The sequence below is a fragment of the Micromonospora sp. CA-248260 genome (assembly GCF_050942205.1).
Lineage (GTDB): Bacteria > Actinomycetota > Actinomycetes > Mycobacteriales > Micromonosporaceae > Micromonospora > Micromonospora antibiotica.
Genome location: NZ_CP192021.1, coordinates 1,842,050 through 1,861,608 on the forward strand (window position 1 = coordinate 1,842,050; position 19,559 = coordinate 1,861,608).

Sequence of the window (19,559 nt, forward strand, 5' to 3'; positions counted from 1 at the left end):
GCGACTCCTTCGGTTCTCTCACCACCACCCGCCTCCGGCGGCGCTCACCACCCGCGACGCCCCCGTCCCCGCGTCCGGTGGGCGCCGCCGGAGGCACCACCGACAGGAGTTTCGCCATGCAGCACCCGAACCGGCCGGGCCGGTCGGGCGGGGGCCGACCTCGGCTCCGCCGCCTGTTCGCCACCGGTGTCGCCCTGACCAGCGGGCTGGCCCTCGCCGTCAGCGCCCTCCCGCTCACCGCCGGCGCCGCTCCCGCTGGGGCCGAGCGCGCCGCTGCCGCCGGGGCCGCTCCCGCCGCTGCCGAGCGCGCGGCTGCCGAGCGCACCACGGCTGCCGAGGCCGCCGGCACCGGCATGTTCAACTACCCCGAGGCGCTGCAGAAGTCGTTGCTGTTCTACGAGGCGCAGCAGTCCGGCAAGAAGCCGTCCTGGAACCGGGTCTCCTGGCGGGGCGACTCCGCGCTGACCGACGGGGCGGACGTCGGGGTGGACCTCACCGGCGGCTGGTACGACGCCGGTGACCACGTGAAGTTCGGCTTTCCGATGGCGTTCAGCGCCACCATGCTCGCCTGGGGTGCGGTCGAGTACCGCGACGGGTACGTCGCCTCAGGGCAGCTCACCCCGCTGTTGAACAACCTGCGCTTCGTCAACGACTACTTCATCAAGGCGCACCCCTCGGCCAACGTGCTCTACGGGCAGGTCGGCAAGGGCGACGACGACCACAAGTGGTGGGGTCCGGCCGAGGTGCTGCCGATGGCGCGGCCCGCGTACAAGATCGATGCGAGCTGTGGGGGTGCGGACCTGGCGGGGGAGACGGCGGCGGCGATGGCCGCGTCGTCGATGGTGTTCCGGCCCACCGACGCCGCCTACGCCGACAAGCTGCTCACCCATGCCAAGCAGCTCTACACGTTCGCCGACACGGTGCGTAAGAGCTACCACGAGTGCATCACCGACGCGACGAGCTTCTACAAGTCGTGGAGCGGCTACACCGACGAACTGGTCTGGGGGGCGATCTGGCTGCACCGGGCCACCGGCGACGCGACCTACCTGGCCAAGGCCGAGAGCGAGTACGACAAGCTCGGCACCGAGCCGCAGTCCACCACCCGGTCCTACAAGTGGACCCTCGCCTGGGACAACAAGCAGTTCGGGGCGTACGTGCTGCTGGCCAACCTGACCGGCAAGCAGAAGTACGTCGACGACGCCAACCGGTGGCTCGATTACTGGACGGTCGGCGTCAACGGCCAGAAGGTGCCCTACTCGCCAGGCGGGATGGCCGTCCTCGACTCCTGGGGTGCGCTGCGGTACGCGGCGAACACCAGCTTCGCGGCGCTGGTCTACAGCGACAAGACCACCGACGCCACCCGCAAGGCCCGGTTCCACGACTTCGCCGTCCGGCAGGTCAACTACGCGCTCGGCGACAACCCGCGCAAGTCCAGCTACATGATCGGCTTCGGCGCCAACGCGCCGAAGAACCCACACCACCGCACCGCCCACGGTTCCTGGTGGGACAGCCAGACGGTGCCGGTCGAGACCCGGCACGTGCTCTACGGCGCGCTGGTCGGCGGCCCGTCGGCGGCCAACGACGCCTACTCCGACAGCCGGTCGGACTACGTGATGAACGAGGTGGCCACCGACTACAACGCCGGTTTCACCTCCGCGCTGGCCCGGCTCTCCTCCGAGTACGGCGGCACCCCGCTCGCCAACTTCCCCAGCGCGGAGACCCCGGACATCGCCGAGCTGACCGTGGAGACCACGGTGATGCAGGCCGAGCCCCGGGCGACCGGGCTCAAGGCGGTCGTCTACAACAAGTCGGCGTTCCCGGCGCGGGCGCTGACCAACGGGAAGTTCCGTTACTACTTCCGGCCCGAGGGCAGCACCGCCGTGCAGGTCACCCCCGGCTACACCCAGGGGTGCCCGTCGCCGTCGACCGCCAAGCAGCTCTCCGGCGACATCTGGTACGTCGAGGTGGACTGCACCGGCTACACGATCGCCCCGGCCGGGCAGTCGCAGCACCGGATGGAGGTGCAGTTCAAGATCGGCGTACCGGAGGGCGGCACCTGGGATCCGACCAACGACCCGTCGTACCAGGCCACCGCCGGCCCGAACCCGAAGGTGCCGCTGTACGCCGGGACCACCCGGGTCTGGGGTGACGAGCCGACCTCGACGCCGACCGACACCACCCCGCCCACCGTCCCCGGCACCCCGGTCGCCTCCGCGATCACGCCCACCGGCCTGACGTTGACCTGGCCCGCGTCCACCGACACCGGTGGCAGCGGCGTGGCCGGCTACGACGTCGCCATGGAGCCGGTCGGCAGCGACGTGCGCTCCTCCTTCCGCACCACCACCAACAGCCTGACCCTGACCACGCTCTCGCCCGCCAGCAACTACCGGTTCTCGGTCCTGGCGCGCGACGGTGCCGGCAACAGCTCGTTGTGGTCGTCGGCGCTCGCGGTGGCCACCCCGGCGGGCACCGGTTCGGACACCAGCGGGCCGACCCCGCCGGGCACCCCGACCGCGTCGAACATCGGCGCGAACGGGGTCACCCTGAGCTGGACGCCGTCCACCGACAACGTCGGGGTCACCGGCTACCGGGTCTACAAGACGTCCTGGCCGGCCCATCTCGTCGTCGCCACGAGCACCGGCACCACCGCCCAGGTGACCGGGCTGACGCCGGACACGTCGTACGGGTTCTACGTGGTGGCGGTGGACGCCGCCGGCAACCCGTCCACCCCGTCGAAGACGCTCACCGTGCAGACCCTGCCGGGCACCTCGACGCCGACCCCGACGCCGACCTCCACCCCGACGCCCACCCCGACCCCGACCACGCCCGCCTCGTCGTGCAAGGTCGGCTACACCACCACCGACTGGACCAATGGCTTCACCGCCAGCATCAGCATCACCAACACCGGTACGACCGCGCTCAACGGTTGGAGCCTGGCCTTCACCTTCCCGACCAGCGGTCAGAAGGTCAGCCAGGGCTGGTCGGCGACGTTCGCCCAGACGGGGGCGGCGGTGACGGCGACCAGCATGAGCTACAACGGGGCGTTGGCCCCGGGCGCGTCCACCAGCATCGGGTTCAACGGCACCCACACCGGCAGCAACCCGAAGCCGACCACCTTCACCCTCAACGGGGCGGCCTGCACGGTCTCCTGATCATCGACGTGACGTGGCCGGCACCGCACCCTGGGTGACCGGCCACGTCTCGTCGGGCCGGGCGCGGCCAAAAATATTCCGATACTTTTCCGAAACATCTTTGTTCCGGCCGGCACATGATGGAAACATCGACGGCACTAGATGTGACAACCGATACGTCCGGCCGTCCCGTCCCGACGGCCCGGCTGTTGGCCAGCAAGGAGGCCACGATGGCAACAAGCCCATCCGTTCACCACGGCGGGAGCCGGCGACGGCGACCACCCGCCGTCCGGGCGCTGCTCGCCGGCGCGGTCAGCGTCGTGACGGTGGCAGCAGTCGCGGTGATGATGCCGTCGGCGAACGCCGCCGCGACCACGCTGGGCGCGGCCGCCGCGCAGTCGGGCCGGTACTTCGGCACGGCTATCGCGGCCGGCCGGCTCGGCGACTCGACGTACAGCACGATCGCCGGCCGCGAATTCAACATGATCACGGCCGAGAACGAGATGAAGCCGGACGCGACGCAGCCCCAGCGCGGCCAGTTCAACTTCAACTCCGGTGACCAGATCTACAACTGGGCGACCCAGCGTGGCCTGAAGGTCCGTGGGCACACCCTGGCCTGGCACGCGCAGCAGCCGGACTGGATGAAGAACCTGAGCGGCAGCACGCTGCGCCAGGCGATGATCGACCACATCAACGGCGTGATGGGCCACTACAAGGGCAAGCTCGCCGCGTGGGACGTGGTCAACGAGGCGTTCAACGAGGACGGCAGCCGCCGGTCGTCGAACCTCCAGGGCACCGGCAACGACTGGATCGAGGTGGCGTTCCGCACCGCGCGGGCCGCCGACCCGTCGGTGAAGCTCTGCTACAACGACTACAACATCGAGAACTGGTCGTACGGCAAGACGCAGGGCGTCTACCGCATGATCCAGGACTTCAAGTCCCGGGGCGTGCCGATCGACTGCGTCGGTCTGCAGACCCACTTCACCGGCGGCAGCTCGCTGCCGAGCAACTTCCAGACCACGCTGTCCAGCTTCGCCGCCCTCGGGGTGGACGTGGCGCTGACCGAGGTCGACGTCACGAACTCCTCCACCACCCAGTACGCCGGGCTGACCCAGGCGTGCCTGAACGTGCCGCGCTGCATCGGCATCACCGTGTGGGGCGTGCGCGACAGCGACTCCTGGCGCTCCAACGAGAACCCGCTGCTGTTCGACGGCGGCGGCAACAAGAAGGCCGCGTACAACTCGGTCCTCAACGCGCTCAACGCGGCCCCGCCGACCTCCGGGCCGACCACGGGCCCGCCCACCACGCCCCCGCCCACCACGACCCCGCCGCCGAGCGGCGGTGCCGGACGGATCGTCGGCGTGGCGTCGAACCGGTGCATCGACGTGCCGAACTCCACCCAGACCAACGGCACCCGGGTGCAGCTCTACGACTGCAACAGCCAGTCCAACCAGCAGTGGACGTACACCAGCAACAAGCAGCTGCGGGTCTACGGCACCAAGTGCCTGGACGCGAACGGCGCGGCCACCGCCAACGGCACCGGGATCATCATCTGGGACTGCAACAGCGGGGCCAACCAGCAGTGGAACATCAACTCCAACGGGACCATCAGCGGCGTGCAGTCCGGCCGCTGCCTGGACGTCTGGGGCACCGGCAACGGCCAGCAGGTCCAGCTGTACGACTGCCACGGGCAGACCAACCAGCAGTGGCGCACCGACTTCGGTGGCAGCAACCCGCCCACCACCGCGCCGCCGACCACGCCGCCGCCGACCACCACGCCGCCCCCGGGTGGTGGCTGCGCGCTCCCGTCGACCTACCGGTGGTCGTCGACCGGCGCGCTGACCAGCCCGAAGAACGGCTGGGTCTCTCTCAAGGACTTCACCAACGTCGTCTACAACGGCAAGCACCTGGTCTACGGCTCGTACGTCAACAGCAGCGGCCAGTACAGCTCGATGAACTTCGGCACGTTCACCAACTGGTCCGACATGGCCTCGGCCAGCCAGAACGGCATGAGCCAGGGCACCGTGGCACCCACCCTGTTCTACTTCGCCCCGAAGAACATCTGGGTGTTGGCGTACCAGTGGGGGCCGACCTCGTTCAGCTACAAGACGTCGAGCGACCCGACCAACGCCAACGGCTGGTCCTCGGCGCAGACGCTGTCCACCGCCACCCTCCCGGACGCCCCGTACGGGGTGATCGACCAGACCCTCATCGGTGACGACCAGAACATGTACCTGTTCTTCGCCGGTGACAACGGCAAGATCTACCGGTCGAGCATGCCGCTGGGGAACTTCCCGGGCAGCTTCGGTTCGAGCTACACGACGATCATGACGGACTCGACCAACAACCTGTTCGAGGGCGTCGAGGTCTACAAGGTGCAGGGCCAGAACCAGTACCTGATGATCGTCGAGGCGATCGGGAGCCAGGGGCGCTACTTCCGGTCGTTCACGTCCAACAGCCTGGGCGGCTCGTGGACCCCGCAGGCGGCCAGCGAGAGCAACCCCTTCGCCGGCAAGGCCAACAGCGGCGCCACGTGGACCAACGACATCAGCCACGGTGACCTGGTCCGCACCAACCCCGACCAGACCAAGACCATCGACGCCTGCAACCTGCAACTGCTCTACCAGGGCAAGGACCCCAACGCGAACACTGACTACAACCTGCTGCCGTGGCGGCCGGGTGTCCTCACCCTCCAGCGCTAGGCGCACCTGCGCCCGCGCAACGACCGGGGCGTGTCCGGCACCTGAGGGTGCCGGGCACGCCCCGCCCGGTTTCAGTCGGCCAGCTCCTCCGCGAGCAGGTCCATCAGCAGCGCGTCGTGCCAGTGCCCGTCCGCGCCCCGCTCGTACCGCCGCATCACGCCCACCGGGCGGAACCCCACCTTCGCGTACGCCCGGATCGCCGCCGTGTTCGCCGCCGCCGGATCGATGGTGAACCGGTGGTGGCCGTACTCGTCGACCAGGTGCCGGACCAGGGTACGGACCGCGTCCCCGCCCAGCCCGTTGCCGCGTACCGCCGGATCGAGGAAGACGTCCAGGCTGGCGTGCCGGTAGTCCGGGTCGGTCTCGGCGTACCACTGGATCGCCCCGACCAGCCGGCCCGCGTGCTCGACGACGTAGACCGTCACCGTGTCGTCGGCCAGGTCGGCCCGCACCGACGCGGCCAGGTCGTCACCGCCGCGCCACCAGCGGCGTACCTCCGGGGTGGCCCGGATCGTGGCCAGGGCGGGCACGTCCGCCTCCGTCACCGGCCGCAGCGTGACCGCCCGCCCGCGCAGCACGCCTCAGCCCCGCCGCTCGCCGTGCTCGACGCAGACCGCCGACCAGCCGACCGGCAGCACCTGCACCTTCATCCGCCGTCGACAGTGCCCGCAGTAGCGGGGCGGTTCCAGCACCCGGGCCGTCGCGCACCCCGGGTGCGGGCCCGCCGTGGCGTCCGCACCACAGCGGTCGCACCAGGTCGCGTCCGACGTCAGCACGGCGGACTCCGCCGTACGGCCGTCGGTGGTCGGGTCACCCGCGTCGGTCATCATCACCTCACAGGGTGGCGGAGAGGGCCTTGACCGGCATCTTCAGGTCGTCGAGCAGCTTCAGGTCGTCGGTCGCCGGCCGACCCAGCGTGGTCAGGTAGTTGCCGACGATCACCGCGTTGATCCCGCCCAGCAGGCCGTCGCGGGTGCCCAGGTCACCGAGGGTGATCTCCCGGCCGCCCGCGTACCGCAGGATGGTGCGCGGCATGGCCAGCCGGAACGCGGCGATGGCCCGCAGCGCGTCCTTGCCCTCCACCACCGGCCGGTCGCCGAGCGGGGTGCCCGGACGCGGGTTGAGGAAGTTCAGCGGCACCTCGTGCGGGTCCAGCTCGGCCAGCTGCGCGGCGAACTCGGCGCGCTGCTCCACGGTCTCGCCGAGGCCGAGGATGCCACCGCAGCAAACCTCCATGCCGGATTCGCGGACCATCCGCAGGGTCTCCCAGCGCTCCTCCCAGGAATGCGTGGTGACCACGTTCGGGAAGTAGGAACGGCAGGTCTCCAGGTTGTGGTTGTAGCGGTGCACGCCCATCTCGACCAGGTCGTCGACCTGCTCCTGGCTGAGCATGCCCAGCGACGCGGCGACCTGGATGTCGACCTCCGCGCGGATCGCGGCGACCCCCTCGCGCATCTGCTTCATCAACCGGTCGTCCGGCCCGCGTACGGCGGCCACGATGCAGAACTCGCTCGCCCCGGTCGCGGCCGTCTGCTTCGCCGCCTCCACCAGCGACGGGATGTCCAGCCAGACCGAGCGCACGGGGGAGGTGAACAGGCCGGACTGCGAACAGAAATGGCAGTCCTCCGGGCAGCCGCCGGTCTTGAGCGAGACGATCCCCTCGACCTCGACCTCCGGGCCGCACCACCGCATCCGCACCTCGTGGGCGAGCTGGAGGGCGGCGGGGACGTGCTCGTCGGGCAGGGTCAACACCGCGAGGACACCAGCCTGGTCGAGGCCGACGCCGTCGCCCAGCACCTGGGTCCGGGCCTGGTCGAGGATCTCTGGCATGGGTCGTACCCTACAAGGCCGCCCCGGGCCGGGAAACGCCCGAGCCGCCGCCCACCCACCGCCCCGGACCGGGCCCCGCCGACCCCGAGCCGCTGCCCCGGACCGGGCTCCGCCGACCCCGAGCCGCTGCCCGCCGGCCGCCCCGGTCCCGGCCCCGCCGACCCCTCGACCGGCTCCGTCCCCACCCCCGCACGTCGGTGCGGCGGGCCCGCCGCCACGCCGGTGCCGGCCCGGCGGATGGTAATTTCGCCCGGCGGCGACAGCGCCGCCCACCCGCCCGGCGGTACGAGCCGGGCGGGGTCGGTCGTCCGGCAACAGGCGTCGGGCGGGACGGCACGCCGGGCGGTACGGGCCGGGCGGAGCGGGTCGAACGGCGGACGGAGGCGATGACCGGTGGCGGACTGGCTGGCGGCCCTGGACCGCCGCGCCGCACTGCGGGCGAAGGCGGGACTCACCCGCACCCTGCGCCCCCGCGCCGCCGGCGACCGGGTGATCGACCTGGCCGGCAACGACTACCTGGGGCTGGCCACCCACCCGGAGGTGGTCGCCGCCGCCGGCCGGGCCCTCGCCGGGTACGGGCTGGGCGCCACCGGTTCCCGGCTGGTGCGTGGGTCCACCGACGTGCACCACGCGTTGGAGGACGACCTGGCCGACTGGCTCGGCGTCGACCGGGCACTCGTCTTCTCCTCCGGATACCTGGCCAACCTCGCCGCCGTCCGGGGCCTGGTCCAGCCGCGTACCCTGCTCGTCTCGGACGCCCACAACCATGCCTCGCTGATCGACGGCTGCCGGATCTCCGGCGCGGAGACGGTGGTCACCGCGCACGTCGACGTCGACGCCGTGGCCGCCGCACTCGCCGCCGCGCCGGGCCGCCCGGCGGTGGTGGTCACCGAGTCGGTCTTCTCCGTCGACGGTGACCTCGCCCCGCTGGCCGCGTTGCACGCCGTGGCCCGGCAGCACGGTGCGTTGCTGCTGGTCGACGACGCGCACGCGCTCGGTGTCACCGGTCCGGCCGGGGCCGGCGCGGTGGCCGCCGCCGGGCTCGCCGGTGCGTCGGACGTGGTGGTCACCGCGACCCTGTCCAAGGCGCTCGGTGGGGCCGGTGGGGTGGTCGCCGGTCCGGCCGAGTTCGTCCGGCACCTGGTGGAGACCGGGCGTACCTTCATCTTCGACACCGCGCCGCCGCCGTCGGTCGCCGCCGGGGTGCGGGCCGCCGTGGCGGTGGCCCGGGCCGCCGACGACCTGCGGGCCGAGCTGGCCGACCGGGCCCGGCACGCGGTACGCCGCCTCGGCGCGGCCGGGCTGACCGTGTCCGCCCCCGACGGCGCGGTGGTCTCGGTGACCGCCCCCGGCCCGGAGGCCGCCACCGCCTGGGCGGCCGACTGCCGGGACCGGGGCGTCGCCGTCGGCTGCTTCCGCCCGCCGTCCACCCCGGACCACCGCTCCCGGTTGCGCCTGACCCTCTCGGCCGGGGTCACCCGAGCTGACTTCGAACACGCCCTGGAGGCCATCGTGGAGTGCGCCCCGCAGTCGCGAGCTGAGGTGGTTCCCGTGAGCGCGAGGAGTGAGCCGGGTTTGCGAGCCCCGCAGTCGCGAGCTGAGGTGGTTCCCGTGAGCGCGAGGAGTGAGCCGGGTTTGCGAGCCCCGCAGTCGCGAGCTGAGGTGGTTCCCGTGAGCGCGAGGAGTGAGCCGGGTTTGCGAGCCCCGCAGTCGCGAACCGAGATTCTGCCGTGAGCGGGTGGAAGGGTGCGGTGCTGGTCACCGGGACCGACACCGAGGTCGGCAAGACGGTGGTGACGGCGGCGATCACCGCTGCCGCGCAGGCCGCCGGCCTGCGGGTCGCGGTGGTCAAGCCGGGCCAGACGGGTACGGCCACCGGCGAGCCCGGCGACATCGACTCGGTGACCCGGCTGGCCGCCCCGCTGACCGGTCGCACCCTGTCGAGTTACCCGGACCCCCTCGCCCCGCTGGCGGCGGCCCGGGTCGCCGAGTTGGAGCCGCTGGAGCTGTACACGGCCGTCGATGCGATCCGCGCGGAGGTCGACAAGCACGACCTGGTGCTCGTCGAGGGAGCCGGTGGGCTGCTGGTGCCGATGGGGCTGCGCCCGTCGGGCGAGGCGTGGACGGTCGCCGACCTGGCGGTGTCGCTGGGCGCTCCGGCGGTGGTGGTGGCCCGGGCCGGGCTCGGCACCCTCAACCACACCGCGCTCACCCTGGAGGCGTTGGAGCGTCGGGCCGTGCCCGCCGGGGTGGTGATCGGTGCCTGGCCGGCGGAGCCGCAACTGGTGCACTGGGCGAACCTGACCGAGTTGGTGCCGAACCTGCTCGGCGCGCTACCGACCGGTGCCGGGTCGATGGACCCGGGGGTGTTCCGCCGGTCCGCCCCGGGTTGGCTCACCCCCGACCTGTACGGGGTGCTCGACGACTGGCGCACCTGGGCCGAGGACGCCGGCTGAGCGGTCCGCCGCCGGTGCCCTCACTCGGTGGCGGGGACGGGCCGGGGCTGGTCGTCCTGCGCCGGCCGTGGGGCGACGACCTGCACGCTGACGGCGGCGTCGCGGTTCTGCGCCTCGACCCAGGAATCCAGGGCGGTACGGCAGGCGTGGTCGACGTGCCGCAGGCCGCCGAGGTCCAGCCGTACCCGCCGGTCGTCGGGCAGCCCGTCGAGGGTGGTCAGGATGGTGGGCAGCCGCAGGAAGGTGGCGTTGCCGCTGATCGTCACGTGCACCGGGTCGACGTCGTCGTGCACGGTGACCCGGACGTGGGACGTCTCCCAGGCGGTCTTGACCACGGCTAGGCCGAGGCCGACGAGCACGCCGGTGAACAGGTCGGTGCCGAGGATCGCGACGGCGGTCACCACCAGCACCACAGCTTCGCCCCGGTGCTCCCGCCACAGCTCGGGCAGGGCCCGCCACGGCAGCAGCTTGCATCCGGCGTGCACGAGCACGGCGGCGAGCGCGGGCATCGGGATCAGCCCCACCAGGCCGGGCACGGCGGCGACGAAGAGCAGCAGCCACACCCCGTGCAGCACCCGGGACGCCTTGGTCCGCGCCCCGGCCCGGACGTTGGCGGAGCTGCGTACGATGACGGCGGTCATCGGCAACGCGCCGAGCAGGCCGCAGACGGTGTTGCCGGTGCCCTGGGCGACGAGTTCCCGGTCGAAGTCGGTGCGCGGCCCCTGGTGCAGCCGGTCGACGGCCGCCGCGCTGAACAGGCTCTCCGCCGAGGCGACCAGGGTGAACGTGACGACGGTGGCGAGCAGCCCCGGGTCGGTGAGGGCCGTCCAGTGCCCGAACGACGGTTGGATCGCCGCGAGCAGGCCCTCCACCTCGATGGTGGCGACCGGTAGCCGCAGGACGGCGCTCACCCCGGCGACCGCGACGACGGCGACCAGCGCCCCGGGGACCAGGCCCGGCCGGCCGGGCAGGGTGTCCCAGAGCAGCATGACCACGATCGTGGCCACTCCGACGGCGAGCGACACCTGTGCCGTGCCGGAGCCGGTGAGGTACCCGACCAGGTGGGGCAACCCGGTGAAGCCGGCGAGGCCGGTCGGTGGGGTGTCGGCGCCGGCCAGGACGTGGAGCTGACCGGCGATCAGCAGCAGGCCGATACCGGTGAGCATGCCGTGCACCACGGCCACCGAGATGGCCCGGAACCACCGGCCGAGTCGTAGCAGCCCCAACCCGATCTGGAGCAGGCCGGCGACCAGCACGATGGTGCCGAGGCCGGCCAGCCCGTACCGGTCCACGGCCTCGGCGACGAGGACGGTCAGCCCGGCGGCCGGTCCGCTCACCTGGAGACTGCTGCCCGGCATCACCCCCACCACCAGCCCACCCACCACCCCCGTGACCAGTCCGAGCTCGACCGGTACGCCGGAGGCGACCGCGATCCCCACACACAGCGGCAACGCCACCAGGAACACCACCAGCGACGCCGGCAGGTCTCCGCGGACCGCCGCCCACCTCACCTGACCCCACCCCTCCACGCGCCTTGCCCACCCCACCCCACCCACCCCACCCACCCCACCCACCCCACCCGCCTCGCCCCGGTGATCAAGAGCTTTGCGTCACCGTTGATCTCCGTTTTGACCAAAACTTCTTGATCAACCCAGGAGGGCGGGGGTTTGGGTGGGGTGGGGGAGTGGTGGGGGGTTGGGGTGGGGTGCACGCTGACCTCCCGGGTTGGTGTGGCGCTGGGCGTCACGTGGGTTCAACCCGTTGTGGTGAGTGACGGTTACGCCTGTTTGGGCAGGTCGGCAGGATGATGCGTGGACGTCATCAGCTCGAAAGGGGCCGACTGGGACACCGGTGCCGGCGAATCCGTGCCGGCGAATCCGTGCCGGGCGGGGGTCGGTCCGGGCCGGAGGTGTCTTGGACCGGAGGTGCTCCACCCCGGAGATGTTCCAGGTCGGGGCCGCCCCGGGCGGAGCTGCTGCGTGGAGCGGGAGCCGGGCCGAGGCGGGTCGGGTGGGGCGGGAGGCCGTGACTGCTCATCCGCACAGCAGGGTCGGCGAATCCGTACAGCGGGGCCGGGCGTACCTGCCCCGTTCACCCGTACAGCGGGGCCGGCGTACCTGCACCGGCGGCGGGCCCGGGCGGGGCTCAGGTCGGGCGGGTGTGGGCGCGGCGGACCACGAAGGCGTCGGGCATCCGGAAGGTGAGGTTGTCCGGGCACCACGGTGGACGGACCACCGTCACCGCGTCCAGCAGCGGTGCGGCCTCGGCGACCACCACCGCCGCTTCCAGCCGGGCCAGCTGCGCGCCGACGCAGCGGTGCGCCCCCGCCCCGAAGGCCAGGTGCCGGCGTGACCCGCGCTGCCCGGGACGGAACCCGGCCGGCTCGGCCACCACCTCCGGGTCGCGGCCGGCGCGGGCCAGCCACAGCAGCATCGAGCTGCCCGCCGGCACCGGTGTGCCGCCCAGCGTGGTGTCCGTCGCGGCCACCCGTCGCCAGGTGACGATCGGCGGCTCCAGCCGCAGGCCCTCCTCCACCACGTCGGCGACCGCGACGGTGCCGGCCCGCAACCCGGCGCGCACCCCGGGTTCGCCGGTGAGCCGGTGCAGCAGCAGGGTCAGGAACTGGCTGGTGGTCTCCTGCCCGGCGACCAGCAGGAAGAACAGCGCCCCCACCACCACGTCGGGGGAGTGCCCGGCGGCACGCAGCCGGGCCGCCAACCCGCCACCGACGGCGGCGAACTCCCGTAGTACGGCGTGGAAGCGGCCCACCTCGACGGCGAGGGTCTGCTGCCGGTCGACGTCCAGCGGGGCCCAGAACAGCTCCAGGGCCGCCCGCGCGAAGTCCTTCACCGCGCCCACCGGGGCGTCCGGCAGCTCGACCAGCCGGGCCAGTGCCAGCAGGGGCAGGTCGGCGGCGAGCCGGGCGTGCAGGTCGACCGGCCGACCGGCGGCCAGGTCGGCGGCGATCCCGGCCACCCGGTCCCGTACCAGGGCCGTCAACCACGGCCGTTGGGCGGCCACCCGGTCCGGGTGCAGCGCCTCGGCGACGATCGCCCGGATCTCCGGGTGGCTGGGGCCGGCGTTGTTCGCCAGCGTCGGCGGCAACCGGAACCGGTGCGCGGTGAGCACCCGCAGCGCGGCCACCGGGATCGGCGTCACCGCGTCCAGGGCGTTGTCGGGTCGCCAGGTCACCGCGTCGGCGAGCACCTGCCGGACCAGCGCGTGCCGGGTCACCACCAGATGGCTGCCGCCGACCCGGTCGACGACCGTGGCCACGTCCGGCCAGGGCCCGTCGACGGCCCCCTCCCACCCCCGGAACAGCACCCGGTCACGCTAGCGGGCGGCCCCCGGCGGGGCGGGATCCAGCTCCCACACCGTGGTGTGCTTCACCCGTACGCTCTCCAGCGCCTCCGGCACCGGCACGTCGTAGCCGGCCAGCTCGTGGAAACGTTCCCGGGGCAGGAACGCCCGGCCCGGGTCGCCGACCAGCACCCGGGCGCCGGAGCGGGCGGCCCGCAGCAGGAAGCGCAGCACCCGACGGGCCATCGCCTCGCTGTAGAAGACGTCCCCGGCGAGCAGCACCTGCGCGTCCCCGGCGTTGCCGTCGAGGACGTCGGCCAGTTCGGCGTCGACGCGTACCCCGTTGGCGGCGGCGTTGAGGGCGACGGCGGCGACGGCCCGCTCGTCGATCTCCACCGCCCGCACGGTCGCCGCGCCGGCCCGCGCGGCGGCGATGGCGACCAGGCCGGAGCCGGAGGCGAGGTCGAGCACCCGGCGGCCGGCGACCACCTCCGGGTGGTCGGTGACGTACCGGGCCAACCCCTGCCCACCGGCCCAGGCGAACGCCCAGAACGGCGGCGGCTGGGCGCTGCGGAACTCGCCTTCGGTCAGCTCCCACAGGCCGATCGGCTCGTCGGCCTGGTGCAACAGCACCTCGGGTACGAAGGCGACCGGGGCGAGCCGGGCGTGCAGCCGGACGAAGGCGGCGGAGAGTTCGGACACCCGCCCAGGATGTCAGCCGCACGTCGGCCGGCCCGGCGCACCCTCACCGCCGGCCGATGGTGCTCCCCACACCCATTTTCGGCGTGTCGTGGGGTGCGGGTGACCGGTTCACCACTGTCGGTGTTAACCCGACCCGCACTTGCCGCTCGGCGCGAACACGCCCGTCTACCGGCTTCCCCATCCTGCTCATAGCGTGGCGAGTGGACAAGACCGACGGGAGGACGAGGCGGTGGTGATGGTGTGGCGGAACGCGCTACGGGTCGGGGCGGTGCTGGCCTGCCTCACGGGGACAGGGCTCGCCGGGCCGGCACCGGCATCGGCGGCGGACCGCTTCGCCACCGAGCTGAGCGGCCTGCCCGACGAGTTCACCGCCGGTGACCAGGTACGAACGGTCTCGGCGGTGGTGTCCCGCAAGGGCAACGGCGGATGTGTGAAGGTCCGCTGGTCGATGGTGCTCTCGGTGCAGGGGCTACGACTGGACCAGGTCAAGATGGACCGGATCGAGGAGACCGGCTCGTTCCCGCTCGACATCCGGGCCGAGGGGGCGGTGGCCCGGCTGACCGACCGGCAACTCGACCCGGGCACCCTCTGCCCGGACCGCACGGTCACCGCCACCTACCGGGTGGCCTTCGCCGAGGACGTCACCCGGGGCCGGATCACCCTGGCCGCCGAGGCGTACGACCCGAACCTGCGGCTGCTCGCCCGGCAGAGCGCCACCCGGCAGGTCGTCGGCACGGCACCTGCGCCCACCACGGCGGCACCCGAGCCGACCACCGCGTCGCCGGAGCCGACCGAGGAGGTGCTGGAGCCGACCGCGGAGGAGACCGAGCCGACCGAGGAGGCGCTCGCCGAGGTGCCGCCACCGCCCGCGGCGAACCGTTCGGCCAACCAGAGCGGCGGTTTCGGTCTGGTGCAGGCGGCCTTCCTGCTCGGTGGGCTGCTGCTCTTCCTCGGCGTCGGCCTGCTGATGCGGCTGCGGCAGCTGACCCGGACCGCCGCCGACGGGGTGGAGGGCGATGCCCGCCCGGTCCGTCGACCGGTCCGGTGGACCACCGTCCGACGGTGATCGGGGGCCGCCGGGGCCGGGTGGCGCCACCACCCGGCCCCGGCGGGTTTCACTTCCCGAACACCTGGAACTCGGCGACGCGTATCTGGTCGCGCGCCGGGCTGGCGGTGGCGCAGTCGGTCTGGGTGGCCGGGTCGTCGTCCTGCTCACCGGCGTACGCCGGGCCGCCGGTGCACTGGCTGGCCAGCACCTCCAGCCGTACGTGGGTGGCGACGGTGGTCGGCACCCGGAACGACCGCAGGATGATGTCCCGGCTGTAGGCCCGGTACTTCCCGCCGGGGAACGCGTCGTCGGCGCTGGTGTAGACCCGGGTCCAGCGGGCCGGGTCGGCACAGTCGGTGGTGCTCGCGTCGCAGGTCGACACCGCGAACGACCGCAGCGCGCTCAGGGCGTTCTGCGCGCCGGGGTCGGCGTCGCCGGTGATCGCCGGGCGGAGCATGGCGCTGACGTTGACCCGCTGCACCGGCTGCGGCGTGCCGCCGGGCAGTGTGACGGTGACCCCCTTACCGGCGACCCCGGTCAACGACGCCCAGTTGGTGGCCTCGGTGTCGTCGCCGATCCGGTCCAGGTTCACCCCGTCGCCGGTGATCGTCGCCCCGGACGTGGTGGACGCCAGGTTTCGGCTCAGCCGCAGGTCGACGTACCCCTGCTGGCCGGCCTTGGCGACCACCTCCAACCGCTGGTGGCCGAACCCGGGGGCGACCGCCAGCACCTGGTACGTCCCGGCGACGGCCTCGAAGGTGGCCGGCAGCGGGGTGGCCGGGTCGGTGTCGGCGACCGGGGTGGCCCGCGCCTCGTAGTCGCCGACGTAGAGCCGGATCGGCGCGTCGGTGCTGTCGCCCCGGGGGCGCAGGGTCAGCGTGGCGTTGCCGCCGGTCGGGCTGGCGAAGCTCGGCGTCGGGTCGGTGTCGGCGGCGCCGACGGTGGCGGCGTCGCGGCCCATCCCGGAACGGGCGAACTCGGCCCAGATCAGCTCCTGGTTGGCCCCGCCGAAGCGCAGCCGGTCGGCGGTGAGCAGGTTGTCCCGCATGTCGAGCATGCTGACCTGGCTGGCCGCCTGGAGCAGGAACGAGTCGAAGACCAGCTGCACCCAGCGCCGGTTGCCGGGGCAGTTCTCGGCGGCCACCCGGCCCTGGGCGCAGTCGAGCTGCCGCTGCGGGGTGCCCAGGCCGTACTTCTTGACCAGGGCGGCGCGGATGCGGAAGTTGGTCGCGCCCCAGATCTCCCCGTCGGCGTGTACCGCCGGTCCGGCGGTGTTGTAGCCGACGTCGGAGTAGTTGAGCGGGCTGCGGCTAAGGTCGTAGTTGCGGATGCCGCTGACCAGGTTGCCGGTGACGTAGCCGCCGGTGACGAAGGGCGTCTCACCGGGGGCGCGCAGACCGTGCTCGTAGAGGTACTCGGCGGCGAGCAGGTCACTCCACGACTCACCCATCGCCCCGCCCTGGTGCCCGCTGATCCCGCTGTCCGGGCCGGCGATCATCCGGTTGGTGATGGCGTGGGTGTACTCGTGGCCGATCACCGTCATGTCGTAGTCGCCGTCCACGCACGGCGGGTACGGCCCACCGGCCTGCGGCTGCCACAGGTACATGTTGGTGGTGGGCGGCAGCCCGTCGCGCGGGGTGGACTGGTTGGCGTTGTTGCGGTTGCCGCTCAGCGCGCCCTGCTGGGCCCGCCCCTGCTCGGCGTCACCGCCCAGGCCGGCACCGCTGACGTTGACCGCCTGGAGGTTCCAGGTGGACTCGGTGAAGCCGAGGTGCCAGGCCCAGTCGTGCATCCGGTTGTGCATGGCGAACAGGTTGGCGGTGGCCGCGTCGGCGTCGTTGCGCTGGGCGGAGGTGAACGCCGCCGGGTTGCAGCGGGACTGGTGCCACTGGTCGGTGAACGGGTACTCGTAGCGCCGGTCCGGGCGGGCGGGTGCGTTGACCAGCGGGCTGCCGGCGCCCCAGGAGACCACCGTGTTGGCGGAGTTGCCCCGGGTGGTGCCGGTGGGGGCTCCGGTGGCCAGGTCGACGTCCCAGGGCTGCCCGCTCGCCGGGTCGCGGAAGGCGGCGACACAGTCGGGTGCGGGGCTGGCGCACCAGCGGACCCGGGGGTCCTGCCCGGGGGCGAGGTCCTGCGGCGGGGTGGCCGGGTAGACCGCCCAGCTCGGGTTGTCGGAGTCGAAGTCGACGAGGTCCTCGCGGAGCAGCACCTTTGCGCTGATCGCGTCGACGTAGGTGGTGAAGGCCGCCGGGTGGTCGCTGTCGCGGCCGATCAGGGTCACCTCGTAGGCGGTCCGGTTGCCGTCGAGCGGGGTGGGCACGGCGACCGGCCGCACCTGGTGGCTGGCCACCCCGGCGGCGTCCAGGCCGGCGTCGGCGAGCGCGGCGTCGTACGCCTGCGCGGCGGTGCGGGTGGCCGGGGCGGGGGCGGAGGTGTCCCGGGACAGCGAGGAGCTGACCGAGAGCACGGTGCCGTCGGCGACCGCCACGGTGACCAGGCCGTCGTGGCCGGCGGGCAGGTCGCCGAAGCGCTGCCGCAGGGTGACCACCGCGCCGTCGCCGACCGGGCGGACCAGGAGGCGGTCGAGGGCGGCGACCGCGTCGGCGTCCAGCCCGAACAGGTCCCGCTGCTGGGTGAGGTAACGCCGGGCGGCGGCCTCCGGGTCGGCGGGCAGGCCGGTGGCGAGCCGGGCCGGGCCGAGGGCGTGCGGGTGCCGAGCCGGTTCCACCGCACCGGGACGCCGGTGGCCCGGGCCAGGCTGCGCTGGCGGGCGTCGGGTGCGGCCGTACCGGTGCGGTTGTCGACGTCGGCGCCCTGGTGGCGGTCGTCGGCGAACGAGCCGGAGCGGCCCGGGGCCGGGGCCGCGGTGTCGCCCGGTGCGGCCGTGGCGGTGCCTCCGCCGGGCAGCAGGGCGGCGACCACGGCGGCGGTCGCCAGTACGGGAACGAGCCGGCGTCGGTGCCGGCTCGTTCGGGGTGTCCACTCCGGTCTGGGCACGGAACCTCCTTGTGGGAGCGGGGACCGGCGCGACGCCGGCCCGGCGCAGGCGTGGTTACGCATGCGCATTCGTGGATACCAGGCGGATCGGGTGGGGGCAATGGCGCGCGGTGCGCGGATCAGACGAGTTGGGCGGGCTCGAGGCCCAGCTCCCGGGCGGTGACCAGCCGGATCCACTCACCGAACTGTCGCCGGGAGATCACCCGCTCGTGCACGGCGAGCTGGACGGCGAGCCCGTCCATCACCGCGTTGATCCGCCAGGCGGCCCCGGCCGGGTCGGCGCACTGGAAGGTGCCGTCGGTCACCCCGGCCGAGATCACCGCCGCCAGGTCCTGCCGCCAGCGCAGGTCCAGCCGGCGGCAGACCTTTTCCAACTCGGGGGTACGCAGCGACTCCGCCCAGCCGTCGATCCACATCGCCCAGGGGCGGCCGGTGGGGGTGTAGAGGCGCAGGATGCGCCGGAGCTTGGTCAGCGGCGGGGTGGCGGAGCGCAGCACCGCGTCCAGTCGGGACAGTTCCTGCTCGACGGCGTACGCGAAGGCCTGGGCGAGCAGCCGTTCCTTGGTGGCGAAGTGGTAGAAGACCAAGGCCTGGCTGACCCCGGCGGCGGCGGCCACGTCGGCGGTGCGGGTGTTGGCGAGTCCACGCTCGACGATCACGTCGCAGGCTGTGCGCAGCAGGGAATCCAGGCGGACATCGGCGGCGGCACGTCTCGTCACGCCGCTACGGTAACCCATCGACACGACCACAGGGAGTTACCGACCCGACCGATCGGGCAGGTGGCAGTCGGAAGCCGGACAGCGTCCCTCCGGCGCGTCGGATGGCTTCCCGACCTGTTCGGTGACGGTGCGACAGATCGGGGCACCGCCACCAGTCGAATTTCCTAGGACGCTCTGGCGGTGGTGGTGGCGCTCACCCCACCGCCCCGGACGCGCCGTCCGTCGACCCGATTTGGCATCGGTCCGACCGCTCGGCTAGAGTTTCCATCCGTCACCGGGTGTGTCCCGGAGACAAGCGGACGTAGCGCAGCTGGTAGCGCATCACCTTGCCAAGGTGAGGGTCGCGGGTTCGAATCCCGTCGTCCGCTCGGAGCTGCCGCCACGCACGACGGGGGCAACCTCGGTGGGGTGGCCGAGAGGCGAGGCAACGGCCTGCAAAGCCGTGTACGCGGGTTCAAATCCCGTCCCCACCTCGGTAACAAGCACGGGCGATTGGCGCAGTGGGAGCGCGCTTCCTTGACACGGAAGAGGTCACTGGTTCAAACCCAGTATCGCCCACACGGTCAGTAGGACCACCTTCCGCGTCCGGAAGGTGGTCCTACTGCTTTTCCCCGCCGGCCCTGCCGCCGGCCGGGACGTACCGCACCCCGCCGGATGCCGGGGAAGCCGACACC

General features: G+C 72.8%; 12 protein-coding genes, 3 tRNA genes and 1 pseudogene. 8 read left to right on the plus strand and 8 right to left on the minus strand.

Annotation, left to right across the window (positions count from 1 at the left end; genetic code table 11):
- Nucleotides 1-116 precede the first annotated feature (116 nt).
- On the plus strand, nt 117-3,152 hold the full coding sequence (locus ACQP2H_RS08460; RefSeq protein ID WP_363823891.1) for a glycoside hydrolase family 9 protein: 3,036 nt from the start codon (nt 117-119) through the stop codon (nt 3,150-3,152).
- A 209-nt stretch (nt 3,153-3,361) separates the two neighbouring features.
- Entirely contained in the window at nt 3,362-5,833 is a 2,472-nt protein-coding gene (locus ACQP2H_RS08465; protein ID WP_433231953.1) for a non-reducing end alpha-L-arabinofuranosidase family hydrolase, read from the plus strand.
- Between the two features lie 71 nt (nt 5,834-5,904).
- Here ACQP2H_RS08465 and ACQP2H_RS08470 read toward each other — a convergent pair whose 3' ends face one another.
- From ACQP2H_RS08470 to bioB, 3 genes are read right to left on the minus strand one after another with little or no spacing between them, the layout of a single operon-like run.
- Complete coding sequence (locus tag ACQP2H_RS08470) at nt 5,905-6,411, minus strand: GNAT family N-acetyltransferase (protein WP_219468803.1); 507 nt, start codon at nt 6,409-6,411, stop codon at nt 5,905-5,907.
- 3 nt (nt 6,412-6,414) lie between these two features.
- Nucleotides 6,415-6,663 (minus strand): hypothetical protein, encoded by a 249-nt coding sequence (locus ACQP2H_RS08475; protein WP_374197555.1) that lies wholly within the window; start codon nt 6,661-6,663, stop codon nt 6,415-6,417.
- Between the two features lie 4 nt (nt 6,664-6,667).
- A complete protein-coding gene (gene bioB / locus ACQP2H_RS08480; RefSeq protein WP_208570754.1) occupies nt 6,668-7,663 on the minus strand; it encodes a biotin synthase BioB in 996 nt (331 codons plus the stop codon).
- Between the two features lie 393 nt (nt 7,664-8,056).
- Between bioB and ACQP2H_RS08485 the strand changes: the two are divergent.
- Together ACQP2H_RS08485 and bioD are read left to right on the plus strand one after the other, a co-directional pair.
- Nucleotides 8,057-9,190, plus strand: a pseudogene (locus ACQP2H_RS08485) (8-amino-7-oxononanoate synthase); the annotation flags it as partial.
- Between the two features lie 224 nt (nt 9,191-9,414).
- The gene (bioD, locus tag ACQP2H_RS08490; protein ID WP_219470807.1) at nt 9,415-10,119 is read left to right on the plus strand and encodes a dethiobiotin synthase; all 705 of its coding nucleotides are present in this window, start codon (nt 9,415-9,417) and stop codon (nt 10,117-10,119) included.
- A gap of 20 nt (nt 10,120-10,139) precedes the next feature.
- Here bioD and ACQP2H_RS08495 read toward each other — a convergent pair whose 3' ends face one another.
- From ACQP2H_RS08495 to ACQP2H_RS08505, 3 genes are all read right to left on the minus strand, one after another.
- Nucleotides 10,140-11,630 (minus strand): SulP family inorganic anion transporter, encoded by a 1,491-nt coding sequence (locus ACQP2H_RS08495; protein WP_433231957.1) that lies wholly within the window; start codon nt 11,628-11,630, stop codon nt 10,140-10,142.
- A 634-nt stretch (nt 11,631-12,264) separates the two neighbouring features.
- A complete protein-coding gene (locus ACQP2H_RS08500; RefSeq protein WP_363823896.1) occupies nt 12,265-13,443 on the minus strand; it encodes a cytochrome P450 in 1,179 nt (392 codons plus the stop codon).
- Between the two features lie 9 nt (nt 13,444-13,452).
- On the minus strand, nt 13,453-14,121 hold the full coding sequence (locus tag ACQP2H_RS08505; RefSeq protein ID WP_357537944.1) for a class I SAM-dependent methyltransferase: 669 nt from the start codon (nt 14,119-14,121) through the stop codon (nt 13,453-13,455).
- Nucleotides 14,122-14,314: 193 nt separating this feature from the next.
- On the opposite strand from ACQP2H_RS08505, the gene ACQP2H_RS08510 reads away from it, so the two are divergent.
- Nucleotides 14,315-15,187 carry a hypothetical protein gene (locus ACQP2H_RS08510; RefSeq protein ID WP_308291064.1) on the plus strand — a complete coding sequence of 291 codons (873 nt, stop codon included), beginning with the start codon at nt 14,315-14,317 and terminating at the stop codon, nt 15,185-15,187.
- 49 nt (nt 15,188-15,236) lie between these two features.
- On the opposite strand, the gene ACQP2H_RS08515 is transcribed toward ACQP2H_RS08510, so the two are convergent.
- Both ACQP2H_RS08515 and ACQP2H_RS08520 read right to left on the minus strand, forming a co-directional pair.
- A complete protein-coding gene (locus tag ACQP2H_RS08515) occupies nt 15,237-17,897 on the minus strand; it encodes a M36 family metallopeptidase (protein WP_433231962.1) in 2,661 nt (886 codons plus the stop codon).
- 388 nt (nt 17,898-18,285) lie between these two features.
- Complete coding sequence (locus ACQP2H_RS08520) at nt 18,286-18,885, minus strand: TetR/AcrR family transcriptional regulator (protein ID WP_219468817.1); 600 nt, start codon at nt 18,883-18,885, stop codon at nt 18,286-18,288.
- 295 nt (nt 18,886-19,180) lie between these two features.
- Here ACQP2H_RS08520 and ACQP2H_RS08525 point away from each other — a divergent pair.
- The 3 genes from ACQP2H_RS08525 to ACQP2H_RS08535 all read left to right on the plus strand — a co-directional run bounded on the left by ACQP2H_RS08525 (nt 19,181) and on the right by ACQP2H_RS08535 (nt 19,443).
- A tRNA-Gly gene (locus tag ACQP2H_RS08525) sits at nt 19,181-19,253 on the plus strand.
- A gap of 34 nt (nt 19,254-19,287) precedes the next feature.
- Nucleotides 19,288-19,358, plus strand: a tRNA-Cys gene (locus tag ACQP2H_RS08530).
- Nucleotides 19,359-19,371: 13 nt separating this feature from the next.
- Nucleotides 19,372-19,443, plus strand: a tRNA-Val gene (locus ACQP2H_RS08535).
- The last annotated feature ends 116 nt before the right edge of the window (nt 19,444-19,559 follow it).